The 15,155-nt window shown below is 68.8% G+C and carries 14 protein-coding genes; 11 read left to right on the top strand and 3 right to left on the bottom strand.

The window, feature by feature from the left end:
- Window positions 1-11 precede the first annotated feature (11 nt).
- Complete coding sequence (locus tag RS83_RS01210) at window positions 12-650, bottom strand: GntR family transcriptional regulator (protein WP_045277683.1); 639 nt, start codon at window positions 648-650, stop codon at window positions 12-14.
- Window positions 651-822: 172 nt separating this feature from the next.
- Between RS83_RS01210 and RS83_RS01205 the strand changes: the two genes are divergently transcribed.
- The 5 genes from RS83_RS01205 to RS83_RS01185 are packed head-to-tail and all read left to right on the top strand — an operon-like array spanning window position 823 to window position 6,957.
- Window positions 823-2,100, top strand: a complete 1,278-nt coding sequence (locus tag RS83_RS01205; protein ID WP_045277682.1) for an NRAMP family divalent metal transporter — start codon at window positions 823-825, stop codon at window positions 2,098-2,100.
- A 4-nt stretch (window positions 2,101-2,104) separates the two neighbouring features.
- The gene (locus tag RS83_RS01200) at window positions 2,105-2,869 is read left to right on the top strand and encodes a LamB/YcsF family protein (RefSeq protein WP_045277681.1); all 765 of its coding nucleotides are present in this window, start codon (window positions 2,105-2,107) and stop codon (window positions 2,867-2,869) included.
- A gap of 1 nt (window position 2,870) precedes the next feature.
- The gene (locus RS83_RS01195) at window positions 2,871-3,671 is read left to right on the top strand and encodes a putative hydro-lyase (protein ID WP_045277680.1); all 801 of its coding nucleotides are present in this window, start codon (window positions 2,871-2,873) and stop codon (window positions 3,669-3,671) included.
- Window positions 3,671-5,248, top strand: a complete 1,578-nt coding sequence (locus RS83_RS01190; RefSeq protein ID WP_045277679.1) for an urea amidolyase family protein — start codon at window positions 3,671-3,673, stop codon at window positions 5,246-5,248. Before RS83_RS01195 ends, RS83_RS01190 begins: the two co-directional genes overlap by 1 nt.
- A complete protein-coding gene (locus tag RS83_RS01185) occupies window positions 5,245-6,957 on the top strand; it encodes an acetyl/propionyl/methylcrotonyl-CoA carboxylase subunit alpha (protein ID WP_045277678.1) in 1,713 nt (570 codons plus the stop codon). Before RS83_RS01190 ends, RS83_RS01185 begins: the two co-directional genes overlap by 4 nt.
- A gap of 88 nt (window positions 6,958-7,045) precedes the next feature.
- Here RS83_RS01185 and RS83_RS01180 read toward each other — a convergent pair whose 3' ends face one another.
- Both RS83_RS01180 and RS83_RS01175 read right to left on the bottom strand, forming a co-directional pair.
- Window positions 7,046-8,374, bottom strand: a complete 1,329-nt coding sequence (locus tag RS83_RS01180) for a uracil-xanthine permease family protein (RefSeq protein ID WP_045277677.1) — start codon at window positions 8,372-8,374, stop codon at window positions 7,046-7,048.
- A gap of 246 nt (window positions 8,375-8,620) precedes the next feature.
- Window positions 8,621-9,499: a phosphoribosylaminoimidazolesuccinocarboxamide synthase gene (locus tag RS83_RS01175; RefSeq protein ID WP_045277676.1), complete on the bottom strand. Its 879-nt coding sequence runs from the start codon at window positions 9,497-9,499 to the stop codon at window positions 8,621-8,623.
- A gap of 134 nt (window positions 9,500-9,633) precedes the next feature.
- On the opposite strand from RS83_RS01175, the gene RS83_RS01170 reads away from it, so the two are divergent.
- The 6 genes from RS83_RS01170 (at window position 9,634) to RS83_RS01145 (ending at window position 15,120) form a co-directional block, all read left to right on the top strand.
- On the top strand, window positions 9,634-10,257 hold the full coding sequence (locus RS83_RS01170; RefSeq protein WP_045277675.1) for a PadR family transcriptional regulator: 624 nt from the start codon (window positions 9,634-9,636) through the stop codon (window positions 10,255-10,257).
- Window positions 10,254-11,798 carry a DHA2 family efflux MFS transporter permease subunit gene (locus tag RS83_RS01165; RefSeq protein ID WP_045277674.1) on the top strand — a complete coding sequence of 515 codons (1,545 nt, stop codon included), beginning with the start codon at window positions 10,254-10,256 and terminating at the stop codon, window positions 11,796-11,798. Before RS83_RS01170 ends, RS83_RS01165 begins: the two co-directional genes overlap by 4 nt.
- Before the next feature lie 192 nt (window positions 11,799-11,990).
- The gene (locus RS83_RS01160; RefSeq protein WP_045277673.1) at window positions 11,991-12,227 is read left to right on the top strand and encodes a DUF2442 domain-containing protein; all 237 of its coding nucleotides are present in this window, start codon (window positions 11,991-11,993) and stop codon (window positions 12,225-12,227) included.
- Between the two features lie 42 nt (window positions 12,228-12,269).
- Window positions 12,270-12,800, top strand: coding sequence for a GNAT family N-acetyltransferase (locus tag RS83_RS01155; RefSeq protein ID WP_045277672.1), 531 nt, complete (start codon window positions 12,270-12,272; stop codon window positions 12,798-12,800).
- Between the two features lie 122 nt (window positions 12,801-12,922).
- On the top strand, window positions 12,923-14,395 hold the full coding sequence (locus RS83_RS01150) for an amino acid ABC transporter substrate-binding protein/permease (RefSeq protein ID WP_082071462.1): 1,473 nt from the start codon (window positions 12,923-12,925) through the stop codon (window positions 14,393-14,395).
- Window positions 14,392-15,120 carry an amino acid ABC transporter ATP-binding protein gene (locus RS83_RS01145; RefSeq protein ID WP_045277671.1) on the top strand — a complete coding sequence of 243 codons (729 nt, stop codon included), beginning with the start codon at window positions 14,392-14,394 and terminating at the stop codon, window positions 15,118-15,120. Before RS83_RS01150 ends, RS83_RS01145 begins: the two co-directional genes overlap by 4 nt.
- The last annotated feature ends 35 nt before the right edge of the window (window positions 15,121-15,155 follow it).

Here is a 15,155-nt window from a genome sequence, read left to right as displayed (position 1 = left end):
GGTCGGCGGCGTCAGGCGTGGCCCATGCGGGCGAAGGCCCCGAGCACGCTGCGTTCGGATGCAGTGAGGTAGCGCTCGAGCTCATCGGCAGCAGCCTCGGGACCCCGCTCGAGCAGCGCAGTGAGCACCGCCCTGTTGCGGCGGACGAAGGGCTCGTGCAGCGACTTCGGCTGGTCGATCTCGAGGAAGACGAGTCGCAGCTCGGCGGCGACGTCACGATAGGTGCGGGCCAGGCGCGCGCTGTCCGCGAGCGCGACGATCGCATCGTGGAAGGCCATGTTCGCGCTGCCGATGCGCCGCCAGTCCTCGTGCGGCAGCTGCTCCTCGGCTTCGGCGAGTGCCTCGTGCATGAGCTGAACGGCAGGATGCTCGGGCTCGGACTGGCGCAGCGCCGCGCACTCGATCACCCGGCGGGCGCGGTAGATGTCGATCACGTCGGCGATGGTCGGCGACGCGACGGAGACGCCGCGGTGCGGGATGTGCTCGACGAGGCCCTGTTCGGCGAGTACCCGGAAGGCCTCGCGGAGGGTGTTGCGCGAGACGTCGAACTGCTCGGCGAGCGCCGACTCCGACAGTCGTGACCCCGGCGCGAAGTCCCCGTCGATGATGCGCTGACGGAGCACGTCGGCGAGCATGCCCTGCTGATTCATGCCTTCATCGTAGGTGCCGGAGCGGGCGGATCGTCGACGGATGCGCCGCAGGAATCACACGAAAGCAACCTCGTTGTAGCACAGCGGAAACAAACTTGTTGAACAATCAGGGACTATCCGTTCTACACTGGGTGCCAACCGACACCCACCAACGACGATGGGAACCCCCCGCATGACCGAGCAGTCACCCACCTCCCTCTCCCCGGAGGACGAAGTCCGCCTCGCTGCCGTCAAGAAGCGCGCAGGGCGCAGCGCCGTCATCGGTGCGATCTTCCTCATGGCCACCAGCGCCATCGGCCCAGGCTTCATCACGCAGACCGCCACGTTCACGGCGACGATGGGAGCGGCGTTCGCGTTCGCGATCCTCATCTCGATCCTCGTCGACATCGCGGTGCAGCTGAACGTGTGGCGCATGATCACCTCATCCGGCAAGCGTGCCGGCGAACTCGCCAACAGCGCCATCCCATTCTCCGGTCACCTGATCGCGCTGCTCGTGGTGATCGGCGGCCTGGCCTTCAACATCGGCAACATCGCCGGTGGTGGCCTCGGGCTCAACGCGCTCCTCGGCATCGACCCCAAGATCGGCGGCATCCTCACCGCAGCGCTCGCGATCATCATCTTCCTGGTGAAGAAGGCTGGTCCGGTCATGGACGTCGTCCTGGTCGTGCTCGGTGTGGGCATGATCGTGATGACCGTGGTGGTGGCGGTCATCGCCCAGCCTCCGATCGGCGAGGCGCTGCGTCAGACCTTCGTGCCCGACGAGCTGAACTTCGCCACGATCACGACGATCGTCGGCGGAACCGTCGGCGGATACATCACGTACTCCGGTGCGCACCGCTACCTCGACTCGGGACACACCGGCCCAGAGCAGGCGGGCCCAGTGATGCGCGCTGCGGCGAACGGCATCCTCGTCACCGGTGTCATGCGCTACGTGCTGTTCCTCGCCATCCTCGGCGTCGTCGCCTCCGGTGTCACGCTCGACCTCTCCGGTCAGGGCGCGAACCCCGCGGGCCAGGCCTTCGGCGCCGTCCTCGGCGATGCAGGTCTCCGCATCTTCGGCGCCATCTTCTGGGCCGCCGCGATCAGCTCGGTCATCGGTGCGGCGTACACCTCGGCGACCTTCCTCTCCACCTACACGAAGAAGCTCGCCGGTGGCTGGCCGCTGCAGCTCGCGACCGTCGCCTTCATCGTCGTCTCGCTCATCGTGTACCTGTCGATCGGCACGGCGCCCGCTGCGATCCTCGTCTTCGTCGGCGGGTTCAACGGGCTGATCCTGCCGATCGGACTCACGGTGTTCATGTACATCGGATGGTTCCGCCGCGACCTCCTTGGCTCGAAGAAGTACCCGATGTGGCTGCTCATCGCCGGCACGCTCGTGACCGCGCTGACCTGGTACATGGGTGCGGTCTCGATCGGACCCATCTTCGCCTTCCTCGGAATCGGAGCGTGATCGCATGGCGTCGATCGACCTGAACTCGGACCTCGGCGAGAACGTCGCCGACCGGATCGTGAGCGACGACGAGAGCATGCTGCGTCTCGTCACGAGCGCGAACGTGTCGTGCGGCTTCCATGCGGGCAGCCCGGAGGGTATCCGTGACACGCTCGCCGCAGCGGTGCAGGGCGGCGTCGTGATCGGTGCGCACCCCGGGTACCGCGACTACGAGAACTTCGGACGCACCGCGGTCGACATCGACTCCGCCACGCTGCAGGCGCACGTCGAGTACCAGCTCGGTGCGCTCATCGGACTCGCCGCCGCGGTCGGCGGGCGGGTCGCGTACGTGAAGCCGCACGGAGCCCTGTACAACACGATCGCCCGCGACGAGCGGCAGTCGAAGGACGTCGTGGCGGCGATCAGGGCGATCGATCCGAGCCTCGTGCTGCTCGGGCTCGCCGGCGGTGTCGTGCTCGACGTGGCCGAGCGGGCGGGCCTGACGGTCGCGGCCGAGGCCTTCGCGGATCGCGCCTACCAGCCGGATGGGCAGCTCGTGTCGCGGGCCGAACCCGGGTCGGTGCTGCACGATCCGGCCGCAGTCGCCGAGCGCATGGTGCGGCTCGCCGCCGACGGCGTGATCCGTGCGATCGACGGCACGGACGTGCCGGTGGACGCGCAGTCGATCTGCGTGCACGGCGACAGCCCCGGATCCGTCGCGATGGCCGCGGAGACCCGACGGATGCTGCAGGCTGAGGGCATCACGATCGCTCCGTTCGTGCGGGTGTGACATGACGGTGCTCGCCACGATCGATCAGCTCGCCGCAGCGCGTGCGGCCCGCGCAGCGCATCGCGCAGGGCATGCGGAGCCGACCAGCGGGATCGCGGCCGGTCTGACCCAGGCGAACCTCATCGCCGTGCCCGCAGACTGGGCGTTCGAGACGCTGCTGTTCACGCAGCGGAACCCGAAGCCCTGCCCGGTGCTCGAGGTGATCGAATCCGGGCAGGTGGAGTCGCGCCTCGCGCCGGGCAGCGATATCCGCACCGACATCGGTCGCTACCGCATCTGGCGCGACGGTGAACTGACCGACGAGGTCGACGATGCCAGCGCGGCATGGGCAGAGCATCCCGACCTCGTGTCGTTCCTCATCGGCTGCAGCTTCACCTTCGAGACCGGTCTCGTGCAGGCAGGCGTCCCGATCCGGCACCAGGAGCTCGGCCGCAACGTGCCGATGTATCGCACCTCGGTGCAGTGCGTGCCGGCGGGACGGCTCAGCGGCGAGATGGTGGTGTCGATGCGTCCGATCCCCGCCGCACGCGTGGCCGACGCCGTGCAGATCTCAGGCCGCACGCCAGCCGTGCACGGCGCGCCGGTCCACATCGGCGACCCGGCGTCGCTCGGCATCCTCGACCTGGCGACGCCCGACTTCGGCGACGCCCCCGAGGTCCGCGACGGCGAGGTACCGGTGTTCTGGGCGTGCGGTGTCACCCCGCAGGCTGCGATCATGGCGTCGAAGCCGCCGTTCGCCGTGACGCATGCGCCCGGCTACATGTTCATCACCGATGTGCCGGATGCGGAGTACCTGATCTGATGCGAATCCTCACGGCATCCGATCGTGCCCTGCTCGTCGAAGCAGCCGATCTCGATGAAGCCATGCGGTTGAACCTCGCGTGGGACGGCCTTCCCGGCGTCGTCGAGCGCATCCCCGGCGCTCGGACCGTGCTCGTGCGCTTCGATCCGCTCCGAGTCTCGGCGGCTGATCTCGCCGGCGTGCTCGCCGCAACCGAGGTGGGCGGCGGCGAGCTGCCGCGCGCCGGTGCCGCCGTGGTGCCGGTGCACTACGACGGCGAAGACCTCGACGAGGCCGCAGCGCTGCTCGGCGTCTCGGCGGATGAGCTCGTGCACCGGCATCTCGCAGCCGATTGGCGGGTCGCGTTCTCCGGCTTCGCGCCTGGGTTCGGCTACGTCGTGAGCGGTGACCCGCTGTTCGACGTGCCGCGTCGTTCCTCGCCGCGAACCCGTGTGCCGGCCGGATCGGTCGCGCTGGCCGGACCGTTCACCGGGGTCTATCCCCGCGAGAGCCCCGGCGGATGGCAGCTCATCGGCCACACGGATGCCGTGATGTGGGACATCGACCGCGACCCACCCGCCCTGCTCGCGCCCGGTGCGACCGTGCGATTCGAGCAGGTGCGTGCGAGGGCACGGCTGGGCGGGAGCGGAGCCGAGCGACCGCGGTCCGGTCGTGCCGACGCTGCACGCACCTCCACGGGGTCGGGTGACGCGGATGCTGCTGTCGAGGTCGTCCGCACCTCGCTGCAGCTGCTCGTGCAGGACGCGGGGCGCCCCGGCTACGCGGCGCTCGGCGTCTCGGCATCCGGCGCCGCCGACCGGCAGGCGATGCGCGATGCGAACCGTGCCGTCGGCAACGCGCCGTCCGCCGCCGTGCTCGAGAGCGTCGGCGGAGCCGTGCTGCGGTTCCGTGGCGCGGGGGTCGCGGCGGTCGCCGGCGCACTCGGTTCGCTCAGTCTGACCGAGGCAGACGGCACGGTTCGCTCCGTCGCGCACGGCGAACCGTTCGCCACGGTCGAGGGCGATGAGCTCGCCCTCGGTCATCCCGAGCGCGGGCTGCGATACGTGATCGCCGTGCGTGGTGGATTCGACGCCGAGCCGGCGCTGGGCAGCCGAGCGGGCGACACCCTCGCCGGGCTCGGACCGGACGCACTCGCGGCCGGCGCCGTCATCCCCGTCGGAGTCGCCGCGACCCAGCCGGTCGAGCCCGGTGCCGTGGTTCGCGACCTTCCAGGACCCGGTGACGTCGTCGAGCTCGAGATCACGCTCGGGCCGCGCGACGACTGGTTCACCGCTGCCGCGCTCGATGCGCTCACCGGCCAGGAATGGACCGTGACGCCCCGGTCGGATCGCGTCGGTATCCGCCTGCAGGGCGAGGTGCCGCTCGAGCGCTCGGTCGGCGGGGAGCTGCCGAGCGAAGGCGCGGTCACCGGAGCGATCCAGGTGCCGCCCGACGGCCAGCCGGTGCTGTTCCTCCCCGACCATCCCCTCACCGGCGGGTACCCCATCATCGGTGCGCTCACGGATCGCAGCCTCGACCTCGCCGGTCAGCTGGCCCCCGGCGTCCGTCTTCGTCTCATCGTCAAGGAGAACTCATGACCACGGTGCTGATCGCGAATCGCGGCGAGATCGCAGTGCGCATCATCCGCGCCTGCACGGAAGCAGGGTATGCGTCGATCGCGGTCTTCGCTGATCAGGATGCCGACGCGCTGCACGTGCGGCTCGCGGACGAGGCGGTCGCACTGGGCGGCGACACGGCGGCGACGACGTACCTGTCGATCGATGCGCTGCTCGCCGCTGCCGAGCGGACCGGGGCGGATGCCGTGCATCCCGGCTACGGATTCCTCTCGGAGAGCGCGGCGTTCGCGCGAGCGGTGGAGGGCGCTGGGCTCATCTGGATCGGTCCGTCGCCCGAGAGCATCGACGCGCTCGGCGACAAGATGACCGCGCGGCGCATCGCGCAGCGCGTCGGCGCACCCCTCGCAGCCGGCACCGACGAACCGCTCGCAGGGCCCGAGGAAGCCGTGGCGTTCGCGGAGCAGCACGGCCTGCCGATCGCGATCAAGGCCGCGTTCGGTGGCGGCGGACGAGGACTCAAAGTCGTGCGCGAGCTGTCCGAGGTCGCAGACGCGTTCGACGCGGCCACACGCGAGGCGATCGCCGCCTTCGGTCGCGGTGAGTGCTTCGTCGAGCGGTTCCTCGAGAGCCCGCGGCACATCGAGGTGCAGGTGCTCGGAGATGGACACGGCGGCATCGTCGTCGTCGGAGACCGCGACTGCTCCATGCAGCGTCGGAACCAGAAGCTCATCGAAGAGGCCCCGGCGCCCGGGCTCTCGTCGGAGCAGCGGTCGCTGATCCACGAGGCCGCCAGGTCGATCTGCGCCGAGGTGCGGTATCGCGGCGCCGGCACCGTCGAGTTCCTGCTCGCCGCCGACGGCACGATCTCGTTCCTCGAGGTCAACACGCGGCTCCAGGTGGAGCATCCGGTCACCGAAGAGGTCGCCGGGGTCGACCTGGTGCGCGAGCAGTTCCGCATCGCGTTCGGCGAGGGCATGTCGCTCACCGAGACGCCGACGCCTGCCGGGCACGCGTTCGAGTTCCGGATCAACGCGGAAGACCCCGGGCGCGGATTCCTCCCCAGCCCCGGTCGAGTCGAGACGCTGCGCATCCCGGGCGGCCCCGGCGTGCGCTGGGACAGCGGCATCGAAGCGGGCGACATCGTGCAGCCGGCCTTCGATTCCATGATCGCCAAGCTCATCGTGCACGCCGAATCGCGTGACGCGGCGCTCGTTCGTGCCCGGCGGGCCCTGCGCGAGCTCTCGGTCGAGGGTCCGGCCACCGTGATCCCGTTCGACCGGCTCGCGATCGACGACCCGGCGTTCGCCACCGACACCTTCGCGGTGCACACACAGTGGATCGAGAGCGCACTGCTGCTGAAGCTGGAGTCGCAGCTGCGTCCGGCCGCGGTATCGGACGCCGCGCTGCAGCGCTTCCCCGTGGAGATCGACGGTCGTCGGGTCGTGCTCGGTCTGCCTGCGGCGCTGCTCGCTGGCCTCGGTCAGGTCGGCGGAGGTGCTGTCGCCACGCCGACGGCCGACCCGACCGAGTTGCGCTCACCCGCGCCTGGCACGCTCGTCCGCTGGCTCGTCGACGACGGTGCCCAGGTGGCCGAGGGCGATGCGGTCGCGGTGCTCGACGCGATGAAGATGGAGACGTCTGTCGTCGCCCATCGCTCCGGCACACTGTCGCGCAGGGCGGAGCTGACTGCATCCGTCGCAGCGGACGGGGTGCTCGCCGTCATCGACTGAGGTGTCACGACACGCCGTGTGCTGCGTGGCTGAAGCGGCCATTCGCGACCCCTCCCGCGGAGGAGGTGCCGCGAACGGCCGCTTCGGATCAGGCGGGGTCGCCGCCGAGCGGGCCAACCGCCTCGAGTGGCTTCGGGTCGTCTGCGCCGGTCTTGCGGGCACGGGCGATCAGGTTGCCCACGTGGTAGATCAGGATCGCTGCCACGGTCGCGATGACGATGCCGCCGAGCTCGAACCCGGACGCCTCGTCCTTGATCATGAACCCGCCGACCGACATGATCAGCGCGACGGCTGCCGTGTACTGGTTGACCGGGCGCGAGAAGTCGACACGGTTGTCGACCCAGATCTTGATGCCGATGACGCCGATCAGACCGTACAGCGCAGTGGTCACGCCGCCCAGCACGCCGGCCGGCACGGAGTTGATGACCTCACCGAACTTCGGGGAGAGGCTGAGCAGGATCGCCGCCGCACCGGCCACCCAGTACGCGGCGGTGGAGTACACGCGCGTCGAGGCCATCACGCCGATGTTCTCGCCGTAGGTCGTGGTGCCGGAGCCACCGAAGAAGCCGGCCAGCGTCGTCGAGACGCCGTCCGCGATCAGCGCCTTGCCCGTCTGCTCATTCACGGTTCCGTCGCCGGTCATGGTCGCGACGCCGCGCACATGCCCCACGTTCTCGGCGATCAGCACCAGGACCACCGGGAGGAACATCGCGAGCGCAGTCAGGGTCCCCGGCTCGGTGAAGTTCGGGAACGTGAACGTGGGGAGGCCGACCCAATCGGCCTTCTCGACGGCCTCGAAGTTCAACTCCCCGCGGAACGCCGCGAAGATGTATCCGGCGATGACGCCGAGGAAGATCGAGATGCGCCCGAGGAAGCCGCGGAACACGACGGCGAAGAGGATCGTGATCGCGAGCGTGAAGGTCGCGGTCACGGGGGCCGCGGCGTAGTTGTTGTGTGCAGCGCCCGCCAGGTTGAACCCGATCAGGGCGACGATCGTGCCGGCGAGGACCGGTGGCAGGAAGCGGTCGACCCACTTGACACCGACCGTGTGCACGACGACGCCGATGATCGCCAGCAGCACGCCGACCGCGACGATGCCGGCGAGGGCGGTGCCCATGTTCGCGGATGCGGTCGCCGCGGTGACCGGGGCGATGAACGCGAACGATGAGCCGAGGTAGCTCGGGAGCTTGTTGCGGGTCACGAGCAGGAACAGGATCGTCCCGACGCCGCTGAAGAGCAGCGTGGTGGCGACGGGGAATCCGGTGATGATCGGCACGAGGAATGTCGCGCCGAACATGGCGACGACGTGCTGGAGCCCGATCGCGATCGTCGCGGGCCAGTTCAGGCGCTCATCGGGGCGGACGACGGCGCCGGGTTCGACGGTGCGGCCGTTTCCATGCAGCTTCCACGGGGGCATGCGGGCTCCTCAGGTTCGGGGGAGGGAGAGGGGAGTGCTGGAGCAACCCTACCGATTCCTGAGTGTTCCCTGGGTGCCCCTCGGGGGTCTCGCGCACCATGCGGTGCGACGTGCAGGAGAACTGGCGGACTGCAGGACGGTTCGGTGGCGATTCCTCCTGCATCCCGCCGATCCTCCTGCACGTCGCAGGGGCGGGCGGGCGCCGCAGGGGCGGGCGCGCGCCGAAGGAGGGCGGATGCCGCGGACTCAGACCCCGAGGCGTCCGAGCAGCTCGCGGTAGCGGTCGGCGGTGCGCCCGACGATGTCGTCGGGGAGCAGCGGCGGCTCGCCCTGCTTGTCCCAGTTCGCGGCGAGCCAGTCGCGCACGATCTGCTTGTCGAAGCTCGCCATCCGCTCCCGCGGCGTCGTGCCGGTGCGCCACGCCTCGGCATCCCAGTACCGTGACGAGTCACTGGTGAGCACCTCGTCGGCGAGGCGCAACGTGCCGTCCGAATCGGTTCCGAACTCGAACTTCGTGTCGGCGAGGATCAGGCCGTGCTCCTCGGCGATCGCTGCGGCGCGGGCGTAGATCGAGAGGGAGGCTGCACGCAGCTCCGCCGCCCGCTCGGCCCCGACGAGCTCGACCGTCTGCTCGAAGGTGATGTTCTCGTCGTGCTCGCCCATCGGCGCCTTGTAGGCGGGGGTGAACAGCGGCTCGGGCAGGCGGTCGCCATCCTGCAGGCCGGCGGGGAGCGGGATGCCGCAGACGGTGCCGTGCTCCTGGTACTCGGCCCAGCCGGATCCCGTGATGTATCCACGGACCACGCACTCGATCGGCAGCATCTCGAGCGACTGCGCGAGCATGGCGCGGTCTTCGACGAACGCCGGGATGTCGCCATCGGCGAGGTGGTTGGGCACGTCGTCGAGCTGTGCGAACCACCACCGGCTGAGAGCGGTGAGCAGGGCGCCCTTCTCCGGGATGCCGGGGGAGAGCACGAAGTCGAACGCGCTGACCCGGTCGCTCGCGACGACGAGGATGCGGGTGTCGCCGGGATCCTCCGAGGCGTACAGGTCGCGGACCTTGCCCGAGTAGATGTGCCGCCAGCCAGGGACGCTCTGTGCTGATCCTTCTGAAGGTGTGCTCACCCGCCCATTATCCCGGTGATCCGGCTGCGGCCGTGGCTGTGCGTCATGGCCGGCCGAATCCGTCAGCCGGATCGCTTGATCGGATGCCGGAACAGGCGTATAGTCCACGTGGACTAGTTGGGATGGAGTAGGTGATGAAAGACCCGATCGATTCGCTGACGCCGATGGGCGTGATGGTGCTCGCACTGCTGCGCGAGGGCGACATGCACCCGTACGAGATGGTGCGGCTGCTGCGCGTGCGAGACGACGATCGACTGCTCACGATCACGAACGGCACGCTCTATCACACGGTGTCGCGGCTCCAGAAGACAGGACTCATCGATGAGGTGGGCATCGACCGCGACGGCAATCGCCCGGAGCGCACCACGTACACGCTGACGGATGCCGGACGCAGCGCTGTCATCGCCTGGGTGCAGCGCGAACTGCCCCGCGTCGATCGCCCGACCGATTTCCGCATCGCGCTCGCCGAGGCGCACAACCTCGAACGCGACGATGTGGTGGAGCTGCTCGGCGACCGCCGGACCGCGCTCGTCGAGGAGCACACGGCGCACCGCGACGGACTCGCCGAGGCGTACGCCAAGGGCGTTCCGGCCCAGGTGCTCGTCGAGGTCGAGCGCCAGGAGGTGCTGCTCGAAGCCGAGCTGCGCTGGCTCGACGCGTTCCTCACCAGACTCGACGGCGACGACCTCCCCTGGGGGCCGTCGGCGTTCCCCGATTCAGACCGCTATCTCGCTCAGCGAAAGGCTGCACAGCTATGACCGAATCACGCCAGGCGACGGGACCCGATACGGGAACCTTCGCACCGGGGCACCGCCCCGCCAGCCCATGGCCCGCCCTGTGGGCGCTCGTCATCGGCTTCTTCATGATCCTCGTCGACACCACGATCGTCTCGGTCGCGAATCCGGCGATCAAGGCCGCACTCGACCCGAACACGAACAACCTCGACAACGTCGTGTGGGTCACGAGCGCGTACCTGCTCACCTACGCCGTGCCGCTGCTGATCACGGGACGACTCGGTGACCGCTTCGGACCGAAGAACATCTACCTCATCGGCCTCGCGATCTTCACGCTCGCATCGCTCTGGTGCGGGCTGTCGAGCTCGCTCGAGGGCCTGATCGCTGCACGTGCAGTGCAGGGCCTCGGCGCGGCGTTCATGACGCCGCAGACCATGGCCGTCATCACGCGGACGTTCCCGCCGAACCGACGAGGAGCCGCCATGGGCCTCTGGGGTGCCACGGCCGGCGTCGCCACCCTGGTCGGCCCGCTGCTCGGTGGCGTGCTGGTCGACGGCCTCGGCTGGGAGTGGATCTTCTTCGTCAACCTTCCCGTCGGCGTGATCGCCTTCGTCGCGGCGTGGATCCTCGTTCCGAAGCTCCAGACGCATCCGCACCGCTTCGACATCCTCGGCGTCGTGCTCAGCGCTGCCGCGATCTTCCTCGTGGTCTTCGGGCTGCAGGAGGGCGAGAAGTACGACTGGGGCGTCATCTGGGGTCCGATCTCGGTCTGGGGCCTGATCATCGCCGGCATCGTCCTGCTCGCGGTCTTCATCCTGCAGCAGTGGAAGACGAAGAGCGAGGCACTCGTGCCGCTCGAGCTGTTCCGCGACCGCAACTTCTCCGGCGCGAACATCGCGATCGCCACGGTCGGCTTCGCCGTGACGAGCATGTCGCTGCCGTTGATGTTCTTCCTGCAGATCGCGCGCGGGCTCACGCCGACGCAGGCCGCACTGTTGATGATCCCGATGGCCGTGTTCTCGGGAGTGCTCGCACCGCTCGCGGGGAAGATCCTCGATCGCACCGATCCGCGGCTCATCCTCATCCCGGGCCTGGTCCTCTTCTCGGCCGCGCTGCTCTGGTACTCGTCGCTGGTGAACATGGACAGCGAGATCTGGATGTTCCTCTTCCCGTCCGCACTCCTCGGCATCGGCAGCGCCGGCATGTGGGGACCGCTCGCGACCACCGCGACCCGGATGCTCCCGATGCGCCAGGCCGGTGCCGGCGCCGGCATCTACAACACCACGCGGACCATCGGGTCAGTGGTCGGGTCCGCGTCGATCGCGACGTTCATGCAGGCGCGCCTCGAAGCCAACCTGCCTGGCATGGACGATGCCGCAGGCTCGATCGGCTCCGGAGGCTCGCTGCCGGCGGCCGTCGCCGACGGCTTCTCGGCGGCGATGTCGCAGGCCATCCTGCTGCCGGCCAGTGTGATCGTGATCGGCCTCATCGCCTCGCTGTTCCTGCGCGGAGCTCCGAAGCAGGCGGCGCCCGCGGCCGAGGCGTCCGCCGCCCCGGCTGCGTAGTCCTGCACAGACCGTCGGTGGATCCGGGATATCCACAGCAACGCGGCACATCGCATCTCGCCCGGCGCCACCGCCGGGCGAGATGCGTAGCCTCGGTAGAATCTGCCGCGAGCTCGCGGTTCGGAGACCGTGAGCTGCGGCTGCTGCAGCGTATCGTCGAGCAGCGACGCGAACTGATCGAGGAGGCGTGGAATGAGCACTTCCATTGATGCTGCGCTCGCCGTCGGGATCGAGATCGACGATCAGGAACTGCACGTTCGGATCAAGGACGGTCGCACGATCAGCGTTCCTCTCGGGTGGTTCCCTCGGCTCGCGAACGCGAGCGCGGCGGAGCGCCTGGACTGGCGCTTGATCGGGGAGGGCGAAGGCATCCGCTGGCACCGCATCGACGAGGACATCTCGATATCCGCGCTGCTGCGGGGCCGATGATCGCGTTTTGCGTGTCCGGCGTCCGCATGATGTCATCGGGTGATGACGACGGAACTCGTGCGCCCGACCCCCGCCCTCTTCGACAGCTGGGCATCCGCCGTCGCCGAGTTCGGTGACGGACACATCGACGGATCAGGGCTCACGGCACCGGTGACCCCGGACCGGGCGACGCTCGAGGCGCTCGTCGCCGAGTCCATCACGATCGCGGACACGACCGTCGCACCGCCGGAGGGACGAGTCCACAACGACCTGTACTGGATCGTCGACGAGGGCGAGGTCGTCGGCTTCCTCTCGTTCCGGCACGCGCTGAACGACTATCTGCGCGAGGTGGGCGGGCACATCGGCTACGCGGTCCGGGTATCGCGACGCCGTCAGGGGTACGCATCCGCAGGGCTCGCTCTCGCCCTCGACCGCGCACGTGAGATCGGTCTCGACCGCGTGCTCGTGACGTGCGACGACGACAACGTCGGGTCGGCGCGCACGATCGAGGGCGCCGGTGGCGTGCTGCAGGACGTCCGCGAAAGGTCCGAGATGGGCCACCCGATGGTGCGGCGCTACTGGATCACGCTCTAGCCGAACGGTGCGCGCGGCGCCGGCGGCGGTGGCATCCGGCATTCCGGACCGGGTCCAAGTGTTGACTAGGGTGGTTTCTCGGCGCCCGTCCGGTCGTCACCGCCGATCGAGGAGCATCCGTCGTGATCCGAAATCCCTCTTCCGCGGCCGGAAGGCTGCGCCGACTCGGTCGCACCGCGACGGCCACGGTGTTGACGGTCTTCGTCGCCATCGGCGCGCTGCTCGGCGGCGCCACCGCGGCGAACGCCGAGACCGAGACCTACGTGATCGGCACCGACACGACCTTCGCGCCGTTCGAGTTCACGAACGCCGATGGCGAGCTCGTCGGCATCGACATGGACCTGCTCCGCGCGATCGCGAAGGATCAGGGTTTCGAGGTCGAGATCCGTCAGCTCGGATTCGACGCGGCCCTGCAGGCACTGCAGTCGAACCAGGTCGACGCCGTCATGGCGGGCATGTCGATCACCGACGAGCGCAAGCAGGCCTTCGACTTCAGCGACCCGTACTTCACCAGCGGCATCCAGCTCGGTGTGCTCGAGTCGAGCGACATCCAGTCGCTCGACGACCTCGACGGCAAGACCGTCGCGGTCAAGACCGGCACGCAGGGGCAGACGTTCGCCGAGGAGCACGAAGACGAGTACGGCTTCCGCGTCACCCCCTACAGCGACACGACCGACATGGTGGATGCCGTCAAGGCAGGCCAGGCGGTCGGCTACTTCGAGGACTTCCCGGTGCTGGCCTACGGCATCCAGCAGGGGTCGGGCTTCCGCCTCGTCGGTGAGCCCGAGCTCGGCGGCGAGTACGGCTTCGCGGTCAACAAGGGGATGAACCCCGAACTGCTCTCGATGTTCAACGAGGGGCTCGCGAACCTCCAGGACTCCGGCGAGTACGACACGATCGTCGACACCTACCTCAGCGCCGACGAGACCAGCGCGCAGCCGACCGACATCGTCTCGGTCGCGGTGAAGTACTGGCCGGCGCTGATGAGCGGTCTCTGGCTCACGATCCTCGCGACGCTCGTCGCGCTCGTCGCATCCTTCATCCTGGGCATCGTGTTCGGCTTCGGACGCATCTCGAAGTTCCTGCCGTTCCGCTGGCTCGCCACCGCCTACGTCTACGTCTTCCGCGGCACCCCGATCCTGGTGCAGGCGTTCTTCGTGTTCTTCGCCATCCCGCAGCTGTTCCCCGGCCTGCAGTTCAACCCGTTCGTGGCCGGTGCGATCACGCTCTCGCTCAACACGGGCGCGTACATGACCGAGATCATCCGTGGTGGCATCCAGGCGGTCGATCCCGGCCAGGCCGAGGCATCCCGCTCGCTCGGACTCGGCCACTGGAAGACCATGCAGAAGGTCGTGCTGCCGCAGGCATTCCGGATCATGATCCCGTCGTTCGTGAACCAGGGCATCATCACCCTGAAGGACACATCGCTGATCAGCGTCATCGGTCTCGCGGAGCTCACGTTCGCCTCGCGTCAGATCATCGCGTCGACGTACCTGTCGGCGCAGGTGCTGACGATCGTCGCCATCATCTACTTCGTCGTGATCACGCTGCTGACGCTGCTCGCGAACCGCCTGGAGAGGACGTTCAACGCATGAGCAAGATCGCCGTGCAGGATCTGCACAAGTCGTTCGGAAGCAACCAGGTACTCAAGGGCATCGACCTCACGGTGGACGACGGCGAGGTCGTCGCGGTCATCGGACCCTCCGGCTCCGGCAAGTCGACGCTGCTGCGCTGCCTGAACAAGCTCGAGGAGCCCACCTCGGGCAAGGTCGTCATCGACGGTGTCGACCTGACCGACAAGAGCGTCAAGCTCGACGAGGTGCGCCAGCGCATCGGTATGGTCTTCCAGCACTTCAACCTGTTCCCGCACATGACCGTGCTCGAGAACATCACGCTCGCTCCGATCGAGCTCGGCCGGCTCTCGAAGACGGAGGCGCGTGAGCGTGCGATGTCGCTGCTCGAGCGTGTCGGGCTGCAGGAGAAGGCGGATGCCAAGCCGGCATCCCTCTCCGGCGGACAGAAGCAGCGCGTGGCGATCGCCCGTGCGCTCGCGATGGACCCCGAGATCATGCTGTTCGACGAGGCCACCAGCGCGCTCGACCCCGAGATGGTCGGCGAGGTGCTGCAGGTCATCCGCGACCTGGCCTCCGCCGGCATGACGATGGTGCTCGTGACGCACGAGATGGGCTTCGCCCGCGAGGTGTCCGATCGCACGGTCTTCATGGACGGCGGCGTGGTCGTCGAGGAGGCTGCGCCGGCAGACCTGTTCGGCGCCCCGAAGAACGAGCGCCTGAAGGACTTCCTCTCGAAGGTGCTCTGACCTCCCTGCCGCTCCTCCCTGTGCCGAGCGGCCCC

It is taken from the genome of Microbacterium oxydans (assembly GCF_000956525.1).
Classification (GTDB): domain Bacteria; phylum Actinomycetota; class Actinomycetes; order Actinomycetales; family Microbacteriaceae; genus Microbacterium; species Microbacterium oxydans_A.
This window is presented reverse-complemented; position numbering and strand designations above follow the sequence as displayed.